Source organism: Martinezella lusitana (assembly GCF_016901135.1).
Taxonomy (GTDB): domain Bacteria; phylum Pseudomonadota; class Alphaproteobacteria; order Rhizobiales; family Rhizobiaceae; genus Rhizobium; species Rhizobium lusitanum_D.
The window spans coordinates 117,776-135,464 of the sequence record NZ_JAFEVL010000075.1; the positions used below are offsets into that span (position 1 = coordinate 117,776).

At 60.7% G+C, this 17,689-nt stretch carries 18 protein-coding genes; 10 read left to right on the forward strand and 8 right to left on the reverse strand.

Annotation, left to right across the window (positions count from 1 at the left end):
• Positions 1-240 precede the first annotated feature (240 nt).
• On the forward strand, positions 241-1,230 hold the full coding sequence (locus tag JTP94_RS32290) for a glutathione S-transferase family protein (RefSeq protein WP_204854434.1): 990 nt from the start codon (positions 241-243) through the stop codon (positions 1,228-1,230).
• 335 nt (positions 1,231-1,565) lie between these two features.
• On the opposite strand, the gene JTP94_RS32295 is transcribed toward JTP94_RS32290, so the two are convergent.
• Positions 1,566-2,057 (reverse strand): NUDIX domain-containing protein, encoded by a 492-nt coding sequence (locus JTP94_RS32295; protein ID WP_204854435.1) that lies wholly within the window; start codon positions 2,055-2,057, stop codon positions 1,566-1,568.
• 68 nt (positions 2,058-2,125) lie between these two features.
• Here JTP94_RS32295 and JTP94_RS32300 point away from each other — a divergent pair, with 68 nt between their 5' ends.
• From JTP94_RS32300 to JTP94_RS32325, 6 genes are all read left to right on the forward strand, one after another.
• Entirely contained in the window at positions 2,126-3,046 is a 921-nt protein-coding gene (locus JTP94_RS32300) for a metallophosphoesterase family protein (protein ID WP_409456647.1), read from the forward strand.
• Positions 3,047-3,138: 92 nt separating this feature from the next.
• Entirely contained in the window at positions 3,139-3,705 is a 567-nt protein-coding gene (locus JTP94_RS32305) for a hypothetical protein (protein WP_204854437.1), read from the forward strand.
• Between the two features lie 217 nt (positions 3,706-3,922).
• Positions 3,923-4,438: an RNA polymerase sigma factor gene (locus tag JTP94_RS32310; RefSeq protein WP_204854438.1), complete on the forward strand. Its 516-nt coding sequence runs from the start codon at positions 3,923-3,925 to the stop codon at positions 4,436-4,438.
• A gap of 21 nt (positions 4,439-4,459) precedes the next feature.
• Positions 4,460-5,284, forward strand: coding sequence for an anti-sigma factor (locus JTP94_RS32315; protein WP_204854439.1), 825 nt, complete (start codon positions 4,460-4,462; stop codon positions 5,282-5,284).
• A gap of 100 nt (positions 5,285-5,384) precedes the next feature.
• Positions 5,385-5,588 (forward strand): hypothetical protein, encoded by a 204-nt coding sequence (locus tag JTP94_RS32320; protein WP_204854440.1) that lies wholly within the window; start codon positions 5,385-5,387, stop codon positions 5,586-5,588.
• 273 nt (positions 5,589-5,861) lie between these two features.
• Complete coding sequence (locus JTP94_RS32325) at positions 5,862-7,706, forward strand: ABC transporter ATP-binding protein (RefSeq protein WP_204854441.1); 1,845 nt, start codon at positions 5,862-5,864, stop codon at positions 7,704-7,706.
• A gap of 62 nt (positions 7,707-7,768) precedes the next feature.
• Here the strand turns inward: JTP94_RS32325 and leuA are convergent, their stop codons facing one another.
• Together leuA and JTP94_RS32335 are read right to left on the reverse strand one after the other, a co-directional pair.
• On the reverse strand, positions 7,769-9,481 hold the full coding sequence (gene leuA, locus JTP94_RS32330) for a 2-isopropylmalate synthase (RefSeq protein WP_204854442.1): 1,713 nt from the start codon (positions 9,479-9,481) through the stop codon (positions 7,769-7,771).
• Between the two features lie 327 nt (positions 9,482-9,808).
• Positions 9,809-10,993: a benzoate/H(+) symporter BenE family transporter gene (locus JTP94_RS32335; RefSeq protein WP_204854443.1), complete on the reverse strand. Its 1,185-nt coding sequence runs from the start codon at positions 10,991-10,993 to the stop codon at positions 9,809-9,811.
• Positions 10,994-11,140: 147 nt separating this feature from the next.
• On the opposite strand from JTP94_RS32335, the gene JTP94_RS32340 reads away from it, so the two are divergent.
• Positions 11,141-11,629, forward strand: a complete 489-nt coding sequence (locus JTP94_RS32340; protein ID WP_246755437.1) for a DeoR family transcriptional regulator — start codon at positions 11,141-11,143, stop codon at positions 11,627-11,629.
• On the opposite strand, the gene greA is transcribed toward JTP94_RS32340, so the two are convergent.
• The 3 genes from greA to JTP94_RS32355 all read right to left on the reverse strand — a co-directional run bounded on the left by greA (position 11,599) and on the right by JTP94_RS32355 (position 14,070).
• The gene (gene greA, locus JTP94_RS32345; RefSeq protein ID WP_204854444.1) at positions 11,599-12,081 is read right to left on the reverse strand and encodes a transcription elongation factor GreA; all 483 of its coding nucleotides are present in this window, start codon (positions 12,079-12,081) and stop codon (positions 11,599-11,601) included. The genes JTP94_RS32340 and greA overlap by 31 nt on opposite strands.
• Positions 12,082-12,256: 175 nt before the next feature.
• Positions 12,257-13,219, reverse strand: coding sequence for an MYG1 family protein (locus JTP94_RS32350; RefSeq protein ID WP_204854445.1), 963 nt, complete (start codon positions 13,217-13,219; stop codon positions 12,257-12,259).
• 263 nt (positions 13,220-13,482) lie between these two features.
• A complete protein-coding gene (locus JTP94_RS32355) occupies positions 13,483-14,070 on the reverse strand; it encodes an ATP-dependent Clp protease proteolytic subunit (RefSeq protein WP_204854446.1) in 588 nt (195 codons plus the stop codon).
• Between the two features lie 230 nt (positions 14,071-14,300).
• On the opposite strand from JTP94_RS32355, the gene JTP94_RS32360 reads away from it, so the two are divergent.
• The gene (locus JTP94_RS32360) at positions 14,301-15,104 is read left to right on the forward strand and encodes a DUF2076 domain-containing protein (RefSeq protein ID WP_204854447.1); all 804 of its coding nucleotides are present in this window, start codon (positions 14,301-14,303) and stop codon (positions 15,102-15,104) included.
• A 59-nt stretch (positions 15,105-15,163) separates the two neighbouring features.
• Here the strand turns inward: JTP94_RS32360 and queF are convergent, their stop codons facing one another.
• Complete coding sequence (queF, locus tag JTP94_RS32365; RefSeq protein ID WP_204854448.1) at positions 15,164-15,628, reverse strand: preQ(1) synthase; 465 nt, start codon at positions 15,626-15,628, stop codon at positions 15,164-15,166.
• 1 nt (position 15,629) lies between these two features.
• The gene (locus tag JTP94_RS32370; protein WP_204854449.1) at positions 15,630-16,544 is read right to left on the reverse strand and encodes a cation diffusion facilitator family transporter; all 915 of its coding nucleotides are present in this window, start codon (positions 16,542-16,544) and stop codon (positions 15,630-15,632) included.
• 388 nt (positions 16,545-16,932) lie between these two features.
• Between JTP94_RS32370 and bluB the strand changes: the two genes are divergently transcribed.
• On the forward strand, positions 16,933-17,682 hold the full coding sequence (gene bluB, locus JTP94_RS32375) for a 5,6-dimethylbenzimidazole synthase (RefSeq protein WP_246755438.1): 750 nt from the start codon (positions 16,933-16,935) through the stop codon (positions 17,680-17,682).
• Positions 17,683-17,689 lie beyond the last annotated feature (7 nt).

Consider the following 17,689-nt stretch of genomic DNA (forward strand, 5'->3'; position numbering starts at 1 on the left):
GTCCTCAAAGTGTGACAAGCCCGATAGCAGGAAATATTCGGCACGTCCAATGCAAAATTCGGGCTGCTGTTTGTTGATGCATAATCGTGTCTGCATGATGACGTCACCCAAATGGAAACGCCCTCGATGCCTGCCGGTCATGCCGGCAACGCAGTGTTCATCGTTTATCGTCTCGAAATTCGGTCGGCATGCCGTATCTTCGGGGTAAGTTCTCAGCAGCATCTCCGAAAGGACAGAACAATGGGCATGTTGGTTGACGGCGTCTGGCACGACGTCTGGTACGACACCAAGGAGACAAAGGGCCACTTCAAGCGCGCGGCATCGCAGTTCCGCAACTGGATCACCCCGGACGGCACACCCGGCCCGACCGGAACCGGAGGCTTCAAGGCAGAGGCCGGACGCTACCATCTCTACGTTTCGCTTGCCTGCCCCTGGGCGCACCGCACCCTGATCTTCCGCAGGCTGAAGAAGCTCGAGGATCTGATCCCGGTCTCGATCGTCGATCCGTTGATGCTGGAAAGCGGCTGGGAATTCAAAGGGAAAGACGGAGGAACGCTCGATCCCCTTTTCGGCGCCAAGGCGCTTTGGGAAATCTACGTCAAGGCCGACCCGCACTATTCCGGTCGTGTCACGGTCCCCGTTCTCTGGGACAAGCGAACCGGCACGATCGTCAACAATGAGTCAGCCGAAATCATCCGCATGTTCAACAGCGCTTTCGATGCGTTGACCGGATCGAAGGCGAACTTCTATCCCGCGGACCTGCGATCGGACATCGATGCACTGAACGAGATCGTCTACGACACCGTTAACAACGGCGTCTACAAGGCCGGCTTCGCGACAGCGCAGGAGGCCTACGAGGAAAACGCCCGCCGCCTCTTCGAGACGCTCGATATGCTCGACAAACGGCTATCGACGAAGCGCTACCTGTTCGGAGAGCATTTGACCGAAGCCGACTGGCGGCTGTTCACCACGCTCGTTCGCTTCGACGCTGTCTATGTCGGCCATTTCAAATGCAACATCCGCCGCATTGCCGACTATGCGAACCTCTCGGCATATCTGCGGGATCTCTACCAGGTTGCCGGCGTCGCCGAGACGGTGAACCTCGCGCATATCAAGAGCCACTACTATCGCAGCCACAAGACGATCAATCCGACGGGAATCGTCCCCATCGGCCCAGAGCTTGATTTCGATCGCCCGCATGGCCGGGAGGGATTGGCAAAGGCTGCCTGAGGCGCGCTCCATCTCGCCCCTTGCGGGCGAGAAAGCAAAATCAGCATTTAGCTTTAGCTAAGTGCTAGATTTTGCAAGAGAGGGGGTAGGCAGGGACGCACGGAATCCGCAGATTAGATGAAAGAGCAAGGCGTGACCCCCGCTCTTGCAATTTCAATGGCTTAGAAATTGCGCTGGGCTTTGAGCATGTAGCGCCTTCGGTATCGCAATTCCTAAACCAGTGAATTTGCTTTCTCGCCCGCCAAGGGCGAGAAAGGCTCCGCATCCGCCATCCGCCCAACCTTCTATTTTCATGTGACGCCCGAACCGCCACAAGGTGTTCCGCACCGAAGCCGTTACCAATAGTTCGAGGGTGGCGCGGCCCCGTCCAGCTCTTTCAGCCTCCGATAGGTCGCCTTGGTCGTGCCCTTGGGAAGCGCGTCGAGCGGAAAGAAGCCGCTTTCGACGATTTCGCGATCCGGCCTGCGCGGCGCGGTCTGCGTCACCTCGACGCGGTAGAAGACGACATGGTCGCGTCTGCTGGTGCGGTTGTTGAAATAGACGTGGAAGAGCTGCGGCCTGCCCGATACCACCAGATTGCCCTCCTCCCGCAGCTCCTTCGCAAGCGCCTGCTCCACCGTCTCATGGCGTTCGACGCCACCGCCGGGCATGTGCCATCCGGCGATGTAGGAGTGCCGCACCAGGAAAATTCGCCCTTCGCCGTCGAAGCAGGCCGCGCGCACGCCGAGCGTCATGCTGCGGGTCAGCGCGAAATAGGTATGCAGCGCAAAGCCAAGCAGCCGTGTCCCCAGTCCGCGTTTCTCGTCGCGTGAGACCTCATCGCTCATGCCTGCACTCCGACGCTTCGACCCGCAATCGGACAAGGGATGTATTTGTTTTGACAATGGAGTGGGCTATGTCTCATCCCATGTTCAAGCTCGCGCATATTTCCGACGTTCACTTAGGTCCCCTGCCGCGCCTTTCGATCAGAGAACTCGCCTCCAAGCGCATTACCGGATTTGTGAACTGGCATCGGAACCGGCGCAAGCACCTTTTTGGCGGTATGCTCGATCTGCTTCTTGACGACATCAAGGCGAAGCAAGCCGACCATCTCGCCGTGACAGGCGATCTCGTCAACCTTGCGAGCGGCATCGAGATCCAAACGGCGGCCGCATGGCTGAAGACGGTCGGCGACCCACTCAACACCTCGGTCGTTCCCGGCAATCACGATGCCTATGTGCCCGGGTCATATGAGAAAGCGATGCGCGCCTGGTATCCCTATGTCAGGGGTGATCGCGCGCCGGCAGAATGGCCGGAAGACCGGCATATCTTCCCGTATCTGCGCGTTCGCGATCAGGTTGCGCTGATCGGCTGCTCCACAGCCTTCGCCACGCCTCCCTTCGCCGCCAGCGGCTTTTACTCCGCCCGCCAGGCGCGTGAAACGGTGAACATGCTTCGCGCCGCCGGCGATGCCGGGCTCTTTCGTGTCGTCATGATCCATCATCCGCCGATCCGCGGCGCGACCAGTTTCTACAAGCGCATGATCGGTATTCGCCGCTTTGCGGCCGCCATCTCGACGGGCGGCGCCGAACTGGTCCTTCACGGCCATACGCACCTCAACACCGTGCATTGGCTGCGCGGACAGACCGGCCCGGTGCCGGTCGTCGGCATTGCTTCGGCCTCGCAGAGCGCCGGCGGATTGAAGCCGCGCGCCGCCTACAATCTCTTCACCATTGCCGGTCGCCCCGGCGCCTGGGAACTGAAGGCCGAACGCTACAGCCTCAATGCTAAAGGCGAGGGTGTCGAAGCCGAAGGCGTCGATATTCTGGCACCATGATCTCGTGTTTTCTGTCCATCGACCGCGTCGTTTCGGTAGCGTTTTTGAAGATACGGAGCTACAATCGAACCATCGGATTCCCGGAGGATATCATGGGTTTTAAGGTCGCCACGAAGAGCTCCGCAATGATCGCGCTTACTGCCGGATTTTTGCTCACCGCCAGCCTGCACGCCTTCGCCGCCGGTACGGAAAACGACGAAACGGCGCCACCACCGAAGAGCAAGACCACGACCGAGTGCACCGACGGCAAGGTGTGGGACAAGGACAAGAAGGAATGCGTGAAGCCGAAGCAAAGCGGCTTCAACGACGACCAGCTGTTCCAGGCCGCGCGCGAATTCGCCTATGCCGGCCAGTATGACAACGCCATCACAGTCTTGAAGCTCGCCAAGAATCAGGACGATCCCCGCATCCTCAATTATCTCGGCTATTCCAACCGCAAGGCCGGTCGCATGGAGCTCGGCATGAGCTACTACCGCAAGGCTCTGCAACGCGACGAAAACTATATCCTTGCGCGCTCTTATATGGGACAAGCCCTCCTAGAGCAGGGCGATGTCCAGGGCGCGCGGGTACAGGTTGTCGAAATCCGTGACCGTGGCGGTGAAAATACCTGGGCGTATCGCTCGCTGCAGCAATCGCTGAAGGGCCACGTCACCTATTAGTGCAATAAAATAAGGCGCGAGGCCTTGACGGCGCGGCACTCGAACGACGGCAGGCAAGTGCGCGAGCAATTTTTGAAGACTTGCGAAACGGCATAGAAATGGTTCATACCAACACAGGACGATCATTCCGCTCGCATGACCTTTCACAAGGGAAAGGCCGTCATTTGCGGAAAGGTATCGCTAGTGTGACAACCTCCAACACCTCTCTGGAACGACCATGCCCACGCCGGTAGTAGCCATCGATATCAGACGCGATCTGGTCGGCCTTCTCCCGAAGCTCCGCCGCTTCGCGGTGACGCTCACCGGCGATTTGACCGATGCGGACGAACTCGTCCAGAGCGTCTGTCAGCGCGGCATCGCCAAGTTCCATCTTTGGAACAGCGGCGGCAAGCTGGAAAGCTGGCTCTATACGATGGCCCGGCATCAATGGGTTGACGAAGCACGGCGCCACAAGTTGCGCCCCGCCGCCAAGGGCAACGCCCTGGAGCAGGGCGAACCGGCGACATCCGGCGTCCATTTCAACCCTGTGGAAGCCGGAGAAGCGCATCGCTTGGTCACATCTTTGCCCGAAGGACTTGCCAGTGTCTTCCTGCTGGTCGAAGTCGAAGGTCATAACTACAAGCAGGCGGCTGATATTCTCGGCATTCCCCTGTCGGCAGTGACATCGCGGCTCTCCAGCGCCCGTCTCTATCTTGCCTCCCAAGGCCACAGCCGCTCGTCTCGAAGGTTTTAAGCATTGCAGGACATGAAGAAAATGCCGCTCGAAGTTCGTTTGTCCGCCTTTATGGATGGCGAGATGAGCCGCGAAGAGAAGGATGAGCTGGAAAAGCTCATTGCTTCCGATCCGGACGCGCGGCGGATTTTCGATGAACTGAAGCATGGCTCCGATGTCGGCCGCAAGGCGTTCGACGAAGTATTGAAGGAACCGGTGCCGCTGGCGCTGGTGCGGTCCATCAAGAGTGCGCAGCCTCCGAAGACACGCGACCCCTCCCCCCGTCTTGCCCGACCATCCCTGAAACTTGCCCCGACCGGCAGGCAGTCGCTTGCGGCCGCCCTCATCCTGTTCGCGCTCGGCGGCGGCATCGGCTATTTCTTCGGCATACAGCCATCGGGCGTACCGGCAGCCGCGCCACCCACTCCGGCGCAGACATCGACGCGCAACTGGCTGGATGACGTTGCCGCCTACCATCGCATCTATTCGCGCCAGCCGCACCATATGGTCGAACTGCAAGCGAGCGAGCTGGACGAGATCGTCAGGTGGTTGTCGAACACGGTGGGCGTCAAGTTCAATTTTCCGGATCTTGCCGCCGACGGCCTCGTGTTCCAGGGCGCGCGCATGTTCATTGCCGGCGGCAAGCCTGTCGGCCAGCTGATCTACAAGAACCTGGACGGCGACGTGGTCGCCATCTGTTTCACCAAGACCGACGGTGTTTCGGATGACGACAATTTCGACGAGACCATCAAGGACGATGTCAGCATCGTATCCTGGCATCGCAATGGCGCGACCTATGCAGTCGTCGGCCCCTCGTCGGATGCGATGCTCGACCAGATTGCCAACAGGGTATCCTCGGAAATCTAATAAAGCATCCTCTCGCTTTGCAGCTTGCAGCTGCCAGCCAGCCGATGGATAATGTCCGGCGTCAATCCGCATTGGATTATGTTCTCGCTGGAGTTTCACCATGTCCGACATTCTGCTGACCATCCCGGAAATCGACAGTCGAATTGCGGCAATAAGGGAAAATCTTCGCGAGCTGATCGAGCAAGCCACCGCCTTTTCCGGCGCGGCGGACGAAGAACGGACGTCGGATCGCATCGCGGAACAGGAAGAAGAGCTCGAGCGGTTGACGAAACAGCGCGACTTCCTTGCCCAGCAAAAATCCTGAGCACACCACAGGCTTCGGTGTCGTTACTCGGCATCGGCTTTGATACCTCTGAAATCATAGTCCGTTCTGTGCTGCCGGCGCATTGCTCCGCAGCAGCGCAATTTCTGCTGACATCAGCGCCGATACACGCTATAGAGGCAGCAGCGACCCATGAGGAGAGCACTTTGATGAAAACCCACGGCACAGGAAACCACCGCTGAAAAGCAGTGCCGTGAAGGGCTGCCTGTTCGGCCCACCCATCAGCTTGCTATTTCCCGCCCTTGGAGGGCACTCATGTTTCGTCGCTTTGAAGAGCTTGTCGATCCGTTCCAGGATTATGTCGAGCTGAAGCCATCGTCGCAGACGTGGCGGTATCTCATCACCAACCTTCGCCCGTTCCGAGCCGTCATGGCCATGAGCCTGGCCTTGACCGTCATAGGCGCTGCCATCGAGATCTGGCTCATCGGTTATACCAGCCAGATCGTGGACAGTCTTGCGACAGCCAGGCGGGACGAACTTTGGGCATCGCAAGGCATCGGGCTGCTGGCCGCCGCCGCGCTGGTACTGATCGGCCGGCCGCTTGCGGGCTATCTCAGGGAGAGCCTTGACGACATCGCATTCCGGCCGAATGCCGAGACGCTGTTCCGCTGGCGCGCCCATCGTCATGTGCTCAGGCAATCCGTTGGCTGGTTCCGTCAGGATTTCTCCGGGCGCATCGCCAACCAGGTGCGCGACATCGGTACGTCGGCGACGGGTGCTGCCTATGCCGTGCTGCATACCTTGTCCTTCGTCACGATCTATGTCGCCGGCTCACTCTGGCTGATGGCCTCGATCGATCCGCGCCTGATCTGGCCTCTGATCATCTGGCTCTGCTGCTATCTTGGCCTGATGGCCTTCGTCATTCCGCGGCTGCGCCATGCATCCGAGGACTTCCAAGGGGCCAATGCCGCCCTTGCGGGCATGATGGTCGACACCTATGCCAATATCGACCTCATAAAGCTCTTTGCCGACGCGCAAACGGAGGATCGCGACGCCCGGCAACGCTTTGCCGCCGCCCGAAAGACCTTCGTTCGCGTTCAGAAACTCGAGGTCACGGTCAATTCGAGCATGCTGTTCCTCGGCAGCTTCCTGATCGTCGCGTTGGTCGGCTATGCCGTGATCCTGTGGCAGTCCGGCGGCGCGCCGCTCGGCCTGATCGCAGCCGCCCTTGCCCTGAGCTTCCGCATCACCGGCATGGCGGAATGGATGCTGGATGCCGTTTCCTCGCTGTTTGCCCATCTTGGCGCAATGCGGCAATCGCTGCTGACCGTGGCGCAGCCTCTCTCCATCGAGGATGCGCCCGACGCACGCCTGCTTGCTATCGATCGCGGCGAGATCGCCTTCAAACGGGTCACACATCACTACGGCAAGGGTGATGGCGGTCTGGACGGCGTTTTCCTGCGGATTGCGGCGGGTCAGAAAATCGGTCTTGTCGGCCGCTCGGGCACGGGCAAATCGACCCTCGTCAACCTGCTGCTGCGTTTCTTCGATCCGGAGGGAGGCTCCATCGAAATAGACGGGCAGGATATCCGCCACGTGACGCAGGAAAGCCTGCGCCGGCAGATCGCCATGGTAAGCCAGGAGGCAGCCCTCCTCCACCGCTCCATTCGCGACAACATCGCCCATGGCGATACCGGTGTTTCGGAGGCCATGATTGTCACGGCCGCCGAAAATGCCGCCGCCGACAGTTTCATTGCCAGCCTGCGGGATCACGAGGGGCGCACCGGCTATGACGCCCATGCCGGCGAGCGTGGCGTTCAGCTTTCAGGCGGTCAAAAGCAACGCATAGCGATCGCCCGCGCCATTCTGAAGGATGCGCCGATCCTGGTCCTGGACGAGGCAACGTCGGCGCTGGATTCGGAAGTGGAAGCCGCCATTCAGGACACACTCTACCGCGTCATGGAGGGCAAGACGGTCATCGCCATCGCCCATCGGCTGTCGACCATCGCGCGCATGGACCGCATTGTCGTCCTCGACGACGGCCATATCGTCGAGGACGGAACCCACGCGGAGCTGCTCGCTCGCAACGGCATCTACGCCGCGCTCTGGGCACACCAGTCCGGCGGCTTCATCGAAGCCGATGATCCGGCAGCGAGTTGATACGCAACAAAAAATCCCCTCGGCATGACCGAGGGGATTTTAACAGCAGGCGGCGGATGGCTTCAGGCTTTCGCCGCCTGGATATCGAGCACGCAGTTTGCCGCCGAAACGATCGCTTCGAGGGAGGCAGCCACGATGTTGGTGTTGATGCCGGCACCGAAGAGCTTGCCGCCCGGATAGGAAATCTCGACGTAGGAGATCGCCGAGGCGTTGGAGCCATGCTGCAGCGAATGCTCTGAATAATCTTCGACGGACATCGGAACGCCGAGATAGATCGAGAGCGCGTTGATGAAGCCGTCGATCGGGCCGTTGCCATGGCCTTCGATACGCTTCACCTCGCCATTGTCGGTAATCTCGGCGGCGACGATGCGCTGACCCTTGCGCTCGGGATCGGCGAAGGTGTGATGGTCGACGAAGCGAAGCCGGGCACTCGGCTGCGTCACGTAACGCTCGATGAAATGCTCGTAGATGCGCTTGGAGGGCAATTCCTTGCCTTCCTCGTCGGTGATGCGCTGGATCTCCTCGCGATACTCCACCTGGAGATTGCGCGGCAGGTTCAGCCCGTAATCCTGCTGCATGATATAGGCGATGCCGCCCTTGCCGGATTGCGAGTTGATGCGGATGATCGCCTCATAGGTGCGGCCGACATCCTGCGGGTCGATCGGCAGGTAGGGCACTTCCCAGACCGGATGGTTGGCGACCTTGGCCGCTTTCATGCCCTTGTTGATCGCATCCTGGTGCGAGCCGGAAAAGGCTGTGTAGACCAGTTCGCCGACGTAAGGGTGGCGCTCGCCGATCGCCATCTGGTTGGAATATTCGAAGACTTCCTTCATGCGCTCGATGTTGGAGCAATCCAGCTCCGGATCGACCCCTTGCGTGAACATGTTCAGCGCCATGGTGACGACATCGACATTGCCGGTGCGCTCGCCATTGCCGAACAACGTGCCTTCGACGCGGTCGGCGCCAGCCATCAAGGCCAGTTCGGCGGCAGCAATGCCCGTGCCGCGGTCGTTGTGCGGGTGCAGCGAGATGATCAGGTTTTCTCTGTTATCGAGATTGCGGCACATCCATTCGATCTGGTCGGCATAGATATTCGGCGTCGCCATTTCCACGGTCGACGGCAGGTTGATGATCAGCTTGTTATCCGGCGTCGGCTTCATCACGCCGATGACCGCGTTGCAGATCTCCAGAGCCACGTCCAGCTCGGTGCCAGTGAAGCTTTCCGGCGAATATTCGAAGCGATAGCCGCCGCCGGCCTTGGCCGCCATGTCGCCGATCATCTTCGCCGCATCGACGGCGATCTGCTTGATGCCCTGCACGTCCTTGGAAAACACCACGCGGCGCTGCAATTCGCTGGTGGAATTGTAGAAGTGGACGATCGGCTTGTTGGCGCCTTCGAGAGCCTCGAAAGTGCGGGTGATCAATTCCGGGCGGCACTGCACCAGAACCTGCAGCGACACATCGTCAGGCACGTTGCCCTGCTCGATGCACCAGCGGGCAAAGTCAAAGTCGGTCTGGGAAGCCGAGGGGAAACCGATCTCGATTTCCTTGAAGCCCATGTCCAGCAGCAGCTGGAACATGCGCGCCTTGCGGTCGTGGCCCATCGGATCGACGAGCGCCTGGTTGCCGTCGCGCAGGTCGACGGAACACCAGATTGGCGCCTTGGTGATGACCTTGGACGGCCAAGTCCGGTCGGGAATATTGATCTGGGGATAGGCGCGGTATTTCACCGTTGCGTCGGGCATGCCTTTGGGGGAATGGCTGTTCGCGTCCATGGTCTCGTCTCTTCCTTTCCCGTCATTTATCCCGCGTCTTAGCCGATCAGATGCAGCTTGGCGATGATAAATGCGGGCCCCTTGCGGGTGTGCTGTCGATTTTAGGGTAAGGCGCGAGGAGCGATGGCCAGCGGGCTTTTCGGCCGCCGGGCGCTCCTCAAAGGACCCGGCAACCGCGCGTAAGGCCGAGGAGGAGAAGCGAGGTAAGGGCGCGCGTATTGTCACGCAGGGCGAAGCGCCCACGTGCAATCTGTTCGGAAATCTTTGCGCCAGTCAACTTCATGGCCGCGCTTATAGCCGCCCGATAAAAAAGAAGCAACCCCCTGCTCACGTCTTCAGCAGTTGCATGCCGCGCGACAGCGCCATCATCAATCCGCCGGCGATCAAGCCCCAAAAGGCGCCGGAAATGCCGCCGAAGGAAACGCCAGATGCCGTCACGAGAAAGGTAATGGCCGCAGCCTCACGCGATTCCGGCGGCTGGAAGGCATTGAGAGCCGAGTTCGACAGCGCGCCGACCAGCGCCAAGCCGGCGACCGCCTCGATCAGGATCGGCGGCGCCAGCGCCACGAAAGCGGTGACGGCGCTGGCGAGCAATCCCAGGATAATATAGCCCAGGCCGGCGATGATCGCAGCCCAGTAGCGCCGCTTGGGATCGGCATGCGCGTCCTGCCCAGCGCACATCGCAGCCGTGATCGCGGCAAGATTGACCGCATGGCCGCCGAAGGGCACGGCCAGCAGCGAAAACACACCGGTGATCGCAAATAGCGGGCCTGGCTTGGGATCGTAGTGGTGGACCTTCAGCACCGCGATGCCGGGGATGTTCTGTGATGCCATAGTGACGATGAACAGCGGCAGCGCGATGGAGACGATGCCGGCGATGGTGAAGACCGGCTTCACCAGCTCGACGCTCGGCAGCAGCGAATGCTCGAGCGAAGCGAATGCGCCATCCGGTATTTTCACGCCGAAGGCCAGCACCAGGGCGAAGGCGGCAAGTGCCGCTGGCACTGCCCACAACCGCTTGAAGGAGCCGACAATGATCCAGGCAAGGATGATCGGCAGGCCGAATGCGGGATTGAAGGCAATCGCCTTCACCGGCGCAAAACACAGGCCAAGCAGCACGCCCGAAAGCATGGCGTTGGCCAGTGGCGCGGGGATCGCGGCCACAGCACGGCCGAACGGCCGGAACAGCCCGGCAATAACGATCAGGACACCGCAGATGAAGAAAGACCCGACCGCCGCCGGAAAGCCGCCCTCGATCGCACCGGCGCTCGCAAGCAGCGCCGCGCCGGGCGTCGACCAGGCAATGCTGATGGGCAGTCTGGTAACGGCACTCAACACGATGGCGCAAAGGCCCATCGCAACCGAAAGAGCCATCAAGCCGGACGCCGCCTGCGCATCCGTCGCGCCGACGACCTGCAGACCGTGGAAAACGACGGCAAAGGAGCTGGCAAAGCCGACGAAGGCCGTGAGGCACCCCATGAACAGGCTTTGGATGGACAAATCTTTGAGCATGGCGGCGAAGACTCAGGCGGAAAAGACGATTGAGCCCACATGGAGCATCACAAGCAGCGGGTGTGCAAGTGCAGTTCCTGGGCAAAGTGGCAACGATGACAGCAAGATCGGCCAATCGGCGAACGGCGTCAAAGCAGGCAATGCAACTTGCCGGCCCTCAACATATGGTCACGGCAGATCGTCGCCGCATCGCTTGCGGTCGAGTTCAATGTTTCCGAGGATGCCGTGCGCCGGGATCTGCGGGCACTTGCCGCCGAGGGCAAATGCCGACGCGTCTATGGCGGCGCGCTCCCCCTTCTCACGCCCTCGCAGCCCATCTCCACGCGGATCGGGCAGGCATCTGATCGAAAACGGGCACTGGCGCGAGCAGCCGCCAGCATGATCGAACCGGGCGAATTCGTGTTTCTCGACGGCGGCAGCACGAACCTTGCAATCATGGACCTGCTGCCGAAGAACAGCGAATTGACGATATCAACGAATTCCATCGACATAGCGTCTGCCGTCATGAACCGTGGCGACTTCGAGCTCATCATGATCGGCGGCGCGGTCAACGCCATCGTCGGAGGCAGCGTTGACGCGACGGCGGTAGCGGCCAGTTGGGCGCTCTACGAGATGGCAGTGATCTCGAGCTCTTGATCGCTCATGCTGACGACATCCCCGACAGCCTTGCCGATCAGAAGCTTTGCCACCGGGGATACGAAGGAAATCGAACCGGCCTTGGGGTCCGCTTCATCTTCTCCGACGATGCGATAGGTCTGCACGCGCCCATCGTCACGGCTGAAGGTCACCGTGCTCCCGAAGGCGACGGTGTCAATTGAAGTCGATTCAGGGACAAGCTGCGCCGTGCGAACTCTTGCCGCAAAGTAGCGCAAATCACGCAAGGGGCTTGCTGCCTGCCGGCGACGTTCGTTCACGTCTTCGATTGTGCTCACGGCATCGTAAGCTTCGCGCGCTTGCTGGAGCTGTAATTCCAGAGCCTTCAACCCCGCTTCCGTCACAAGATTCGGGTGCGGCGAAATTGGGCGATCAGGTATCAGGGTTTCCGAAGCGGTTTCGAAACTCTCTTCCTTGGTGAAGGCAACGGCCAATCTCGAACTCCCTTCGGGCGCGGTGCGGTCTTGCAGCACATCGGGGTGATTACCCCCGCTTTCTCAGAACCATAAATACACCGACAATGGACGAACCGCCAATCTTGACCCATCGGTGGCCGACATCGCCCCACGGACTGCGACGTTTCCGGTCGTCACAGACGACAGGAATAGTTCAGCCTGGAACAAGGCCGGCTTCGGCTGCTGATGCCTGCTCGGTGGAAAGCGCCTCTCTTACTGCCAGCTCGGCCATGGCGAGAGCGGCCTCGCGGGTCCTGGCGGCGGCGATGAAACGGCCATTGTGGCAAAAGCTCGCGCCCTCCACGCCGCAGGCCGCCTCCAGATCACCATTGGTGAGGCCAGCCCAAGCCGCAGGCAGATCGGCCCGCAGCTCAAACCCTTCCTCGGCGCGGCGGATACCGGTCAGGCACCAGTCCTTTTCGCGCGGGTGAACGACAAACAGCAAGCGATCGGCGCCCGCCTTCACGATGGCCGAACGGAACGGCATTCCCATCGGGAGTTCCAGAACTCGCCCCCCGCCCGTATCCACGATTGCCTGATGTACAAGCGCCTCGGCCCGCAATTTTGCAGCACTTTGACCTATCCTTGCCTCGACGAAACTACGAGCGATGGCCAGTGCGGTGTGGAAGCCGCGATCGTCGGCCTCGGGATCGGTCTCGTCGAAAACCGGTTTTAAGGTTTCCAGCAGCGCCGGCAGCGTGAGCCCGGCCAACGGCCCGGCAACGGAGGGGCTAAGCGCGCCATTATCCACCAGATCGACCGGCAGCACAAAGCTGGCATCGAACGAGGCATGTACGGCATCGATATTTGCTTCAGGAAGACCGAAGGCGGCGAGATAATCATGGCCATAGTGCTTCCAGATCAATCCGAACGAACTGTAGGGTTGGCCATCGTCCCGCAGCGACGCACCGCGCTGATGGTGATCGTAGATCCGCTCCGCGGCATCATATTTTCCGCCCACATCGTAGATGATGCGGTCCGCGCCGGGTGTGATCCATTCCTGCGCCCTGCTGCGGATGAGGCGAGCCTGCGGGAAGAGCCGGGTCAGAATGACGCTGGACAGCAGCTCGTCGGCATGGAAGCCACCGGAATGGGTGACGAGGAAATCTGGGATCATGCCGGGATGTGCCTTGTTGTTTGCGGAGGATCGTCTTGAGGTTGGCACCAGATAGCCGTTGCTGGACGCCAGCTCAACCCGTCATTCGCTCTTCTGGTGCGTTGGTCCGTCCGTATCTCGAGCCTCAATACGGAACGTTTCGAACGGGGTATGATCAGCGTCTGCTTTGGGCAAGAGCAGCCGTGGTAAACAGCTGTCACCGCACAAAAAGCCCTCGCCTGCCTGCCGGCAAACGAGGGCTCGCGATAAGCAAACCCGCTAGATCAAATGTCCGCCTGCGACGTCACGATGCGCGAGACCAGACCATAGGTCTTGGCTTCCTCGGCGGACAGCCAGTAGTCGCGGTCCGTATCCTTGGCGATCTTTTCGACCGGCTGACCGGTGGCTTCCGAGAAGATCCTATTCAGGCGCTCGTTCATCTTGATGATCTCGCGCGCCTGAATCTCGATGTCGGAGGCCATGCCGCGCGTGCCGCCGGACGGTTGGTGCAGCAGGAAGCGCGTGTTCGGCAGGCAAATACGGCGCTCCTTGGGAACCGAGACATAGATCAGCGCACCGGCGGAAGCGACCCAACCCGTGCCGATCATCCAGACCTTCGGCTTGATGAACTTGATCATGTCGTGAATGGAATCGCCTGACTCGACGTGGCCGCCGGGCGAATTCACATAGATGCGGATGTCTTCGTCGCTGGCGGCGGCGAGCGCTACGAGCTGCGCGCAGGTCTTCTGCGCCAGTTCCTGCGTGATGCCGCCATAAATGAAGATCGAACGCGACTTGAAAAGATTCGCCTCCGCGTCCTTGCCCAAGGGCAGCTCCGTCTTCTTGTCTTCCTGTTCGTCTTCGTCGTTCATTCAACTCTCCAGCAGATGCGTCGTTCACCGCACATAGTGCGACTCAATCCGTAAAACAATGCCGGAAAAAGACAAGGCGGGAATAGCACCAGGGAACATGGTGTTATGGTTGCGGATTACCGAAATGTAACTTGAAAGGCTTTGAAAAGCCGACATTGGATCCTACGTCAGGTCAGCGCGGTGAGGATCGCGCCCCGAATTTGCAGCAACAGATAGCCAAGGAGGCCATCATGTCGCCTGAAGAACGTCAACTGCTCACCTCTCTCTTCGACCGCGTGCGCTCCGCATCCAGCGCTCAACGCGACGCCGATGCGGAGACTTTCATCAATCAGTCGGTTCGCGACCAGCCTTACGCGCCGTATTTCCTGGCGCAGGCCGTCATCATGCAGGAACAGGGCATGAAGGCTGCCGCCGACCGCATCCAGCAGCTCGAAGCGCGCGTGCACGAACTGGAGCAGCAGGGGGCCGACAGTCATCAGCAGGGCCAGAGCGGCGGTTTCCTCGGCGGGCTCGGCTCTCTCTTCGGCGGTGGCCAGCAGCCGCGCGCGGCAGCCCCTCAGGCCGGATATCCGCAGCAGCAGGGTCATCTCTATGATGATTATGCCCGCAACGCCCAACCCCAGCCGCAGCCAGGCCCATGGGGTGGCCAGCCGCAGCCATCCGGCCCCTGGAGCCAGCAGGCAGTGCCCGCCTCGGGCGGCGGCAGCTTCCTGCGCGGAGCTTTGGGCACGGCAGCCGGCGTTGCCGGCGGCGTGATGCTGGCGGAATCGCTTTCCAGCCTGTTCAGCCCGCATCTGGGCGGCACGGCGGCAAGCGCGGGTCTCGGCGGCCTCTTCGGCGGAACTGCGGCCAACGCAGCCGAACAACCGGTGCAGGAAACGGTCATCAACAACAACTATTTCGGCAATGACGATAATAGCGATCAGAATGATCAGAGCGCGGCCGATTACGCCCAGGACGCCGCTCAGGACGCTCAGGACGACGCCAATGACGATTCGTTCGACAACAGCGACGACGACAGCTCGTTTGCCTGAAATCAGGCCGACATAAGCTCCAGGAAAAAGCCACCATCTCCGGATGGCGGCTTTTTTGTTCAGCCTCGGCCGCGATAGGGCTGCACACCCTGATCCGGCAGCCACACGCCTTCCGGCGGCCTACCGGTCTGCCAGAAGACATCGATCGGGATGCCGCCACGCGGATACCAGTAGGCGCCGATGCGCAGCCACTTGGGCTCCAGCAGTTCCACCAGCCGCTTGGCGATGTAGATCGAGCAATCCTCGTGGAATGCGCCGTGATTGCGGAAGGAATGCAGGAAGAGCTTCAGCGACTTCGATTCCACCAACCACTCGTTCGGCACATAGTCGATGACGATATGGGCGAAATCCGGCTGGCCCGTCATGGGGCAGAGCGAGGTGAATTCCGGTGCGGTGAAGCGCACCACGTAGTCAGTGCCGACATGGCCGGACGGCACTTTTTCGAGAACGGCCGCTTCTGGGTTCGCTGCCGTCTCCGTCTGGCTGCCGAGCATCGACAGGCCGGAAACATCGGTGTTGGGCATATCAGGCCTCCTTGATCACTTTGACACGAATGCCGTGGGCTTTCTCGCCCTCCGGCTCCACATGAATGGTTATTTCGGCGCCCGCATGGATCACCCGTATGGCGTCTTCAAGGCGGTCGCAGATGCGATGCGCGTCACGCACCGGCATGGCGGCGGGCACCACCATATGAAAATCGACAAAAGTGACGGATCCCGCCCGGCGAGTCTTCAGATCGTGCACGCCAAGCGACCCCTCGGCATTCTTGGCGATCGCATCCTTGATCGCGCTCTCCTCCTCCGGCAACACGGCCTTGTCCATCAGCCCGTCGATGGAACTGGAGATGACCCTCCAGCCCTGATAGAGAATGTTGATGGCGACAAATATGGCAAGCACGGGGTCGAAGATCGGCTGACCGGTGCCGAGCGCCAGCAGCAGGCCGATCAACACGCCGATCGAGGTATAGACGTCGGACATGATGTGCTGCCCGTCCGCCGTCAACGCCGGCGAGCGATGCGCTTTGCCCGCGCGGATCAGCGTCAAGGCCCAGATACCGTTGATGACGCCGGCGACGACGTTGATCGCAAGGCCGAGCGCCGGCGCCTGCATCGGCTGCGGATTGCCCAAATGCCCCACCGCTTCCTGCACGATCATCAGCGCCGCAACGATGATCATCGCCCCCTCGGTGACGGCGGAAAGATATTCCGCCTTGTGGTGGCCGAAGGGATGATCGTGGTCGGCGGGCTTCTGCGCGTAGCGGATGACGAAGAAGGCAATCAAGGCGGCGACGACATTGACGAGGGACTCCAGGCCGTCGGACAAAAGCGCCACGGAACCCGTTAGCCACCAGGCCAGCATCTTCAGCCCCATGACACCGAGCGACAGCGGAATGCCCCACAGGGCGAGCCGCCTGATCATATCGTTCCCTTGCCCGCTCATACCCTTCTCCGATGTCTGCGCGCCATGCATATGCGAATGAATTGCAAAAAACGCGCCATTGAAATGCAAAACCGCCCGCGCGAGTTTCGCGCAGGCGGTTCATTGACGGCCTATATGATGCACAACGCCTCATTTGTCAAAGGAAGCGCCACATCTCTCAGCACAATTCTTCCCCAGCAGGCGGTTCAAACGAAGGGCGGAGCATGAGGAAAAATCCGCTTGAAACGACGCTGCGCGGCAATTGGAAGCCGATTATATGCTCGCCTGTGAAGAATCGTGCTGGTAGTTTCGCTTGCGATCGCGCACTAAGCTGCGCTTCAGCCCGATATGCGAAGGTGGGCGGCATCGACCGATAAACCACCGCTCCCTCACGAAACCATGGTTGAACATGTCTGCTCTTGACGACCCCACCGGCGCCAATCTTGCGCCCTCCATCGCCGATGCTCCGGCGGGCGTATCGGATCATCTGGTCGCGGCCGGTGCGTTCTCCGAGGGAGAGCGCGACGCCGTCTATCGCGCCATCGAGACCCGCCGCGACGTGCGCGACCAGTTCAGGTCCGACCCGCTGCCGGAGGACCTCGTCAGGCGCCTGCTGCAGGCCGCCCATTCCGCCCCCTCGGTCGGCTTCATGCAGCCGTGGAATTTCATCCTGATCCGTCAGCAGGAAACGCGCGAACGCGTCTGGCAAGCGTTTCATCAGGCAAACGAGGAAGCCTGCGGAATGTTTGAGGGCGATCGGCGCGCGCAATATCAGCGGCTGAAGCTTGAGGGCATCCGCAAGGCGCCGCTCAGCATCTGCATCACCTGCGATACCAAGCGCGGCGGCCCTGTGGTGCTCGGCCGCACGCATAATCCGGCAACGGATGTCTATTCGACCGTCTGTGCCGTCCAGAATCTCTGGCTCGCCGCGCGCGCCGAAGGTGTCGGCGTCGGCTGGGTCAGCATCTTCCACGAAGAGGCCATCAAGACGATCCTGGGCATACCCGAGCACGTCAAAATCGTCGCCTGGCTGTGCGTCGGCTATGTCGACGAACTCTACGACATGCCGGAACTTGCCGTGAAGGGCTGGCGCGACCGCCTGCCGCTCGACAAGCTTATCTTCGAGGAAAGCTGGCAGGATGGCGAGGATGCTCTCTGAGCAGCTT

Coding starts and splice junctions, on each gene's coding strand:
- JTP94_RS32290 (WP_204854434.1), top strand. CDS start 241: ATGGGCATGTTGGTTGACGGCGTCTGGCACGACGTCTGGTACGACACC.
- JTP94_RS32295 (WP_204854435.1), bottom strand. CDS start 2,057: ATGAGCGATGAGGTCTCACGCGACGAGAAACGCGGACTGGGGACACGG.
- JTP94_RS32300 (WP_409456647.1), top strand. CDS start 2,126: ATGTCTCATCCCATGTTCAAGCTCGCGCATATTTCCGACGTTCACTTA.
- JTP94_RS32305 (WP_204854437.1), top strand. CDS start 3,139: ATGGGTTTTAAGGTCGCCACGAAGAGCTCCGCAATGATCGCGCTTACT.
- JTP94_RS32310 (WP_204854438.1), top strand. CDS start 3,923: ATGCCCACGCCGGTAGTAGCCATCGATATCAGACGCGATCTGGTCGGC.
- JTP94_RS32315 (WP_204854439.1), top strand. CDS start 4,460: ATGCCGCTCGAAGTTCGTTTGTCCGCCTTTATGGATGGCGAGATGAGC.
- JTP94_RS32320 (WP_204854440.1), top strand. CDS start 5,385: ATGTCCGACATTCTGCTGACCATCCCGGAAATCGACAGTCGAATTGCG.
- JTP94_RS32325 (WP_204854441.1), top strand. CDS start 5,862: ATGTTTCGTCGCTTTGAAGAGCTTGTCGATCCGTTCCAGGATTATGTC.
- leuA (WP_204854442.1), bottom strand. CDS start 9,481: ATGGACGCGAACAGCCATTCCCCCAAAGGCATGCCCGACGCAACGGTG.
- JTP94_RS32335 (WP_204854443.1), bottom strand. CDS start 10,993: ATGCTCAAAGATTTGTCCATCCAAAGCCTGTTCATGGGGTGCCTCACG.
- JTP94_RS32350 (WP_204854445.1), bottom strand. CDS start 13,219: ATGATCCCAGATTTCCTCGTCACCCATTCCGGTGGCTTCCATGCCGAC.
- JTP94_RS32355 (WP_204854446.1), bottom strand. CDS start 14,070: ATGAACGACGAAGACGAACAGGAAGACAAGAAGACGGAGCTGCCCTTG.
- JTP94_RS32360 (WP_204854447.1), top strand. CDS start 14,301: ATGTCGCCTGAAGAACGTCAACTGCTCACCTCTCTCTTCGACCGCGTG.
- queF (WP_204854448.1), bottom strand. CDS start 15,628: ATGCCCAACACCGATGTTTCCGGCCTGTCGATGCTCGGCAGCCAGACG.
- JTP94_RS32370 (WP_204854449.1), bottom strand. CDS start 16,544: ATGAGCGGGCAAGGGAACGATATGATCAGGCGGCTCGCCCTGTGGGGC.
- bluB (WP_246755438.1), top strand. CDS start 16,933: ATGTCTGCTCTTGACGACCCCACCGGCGCCAATCTTGCGCCCTCCATC.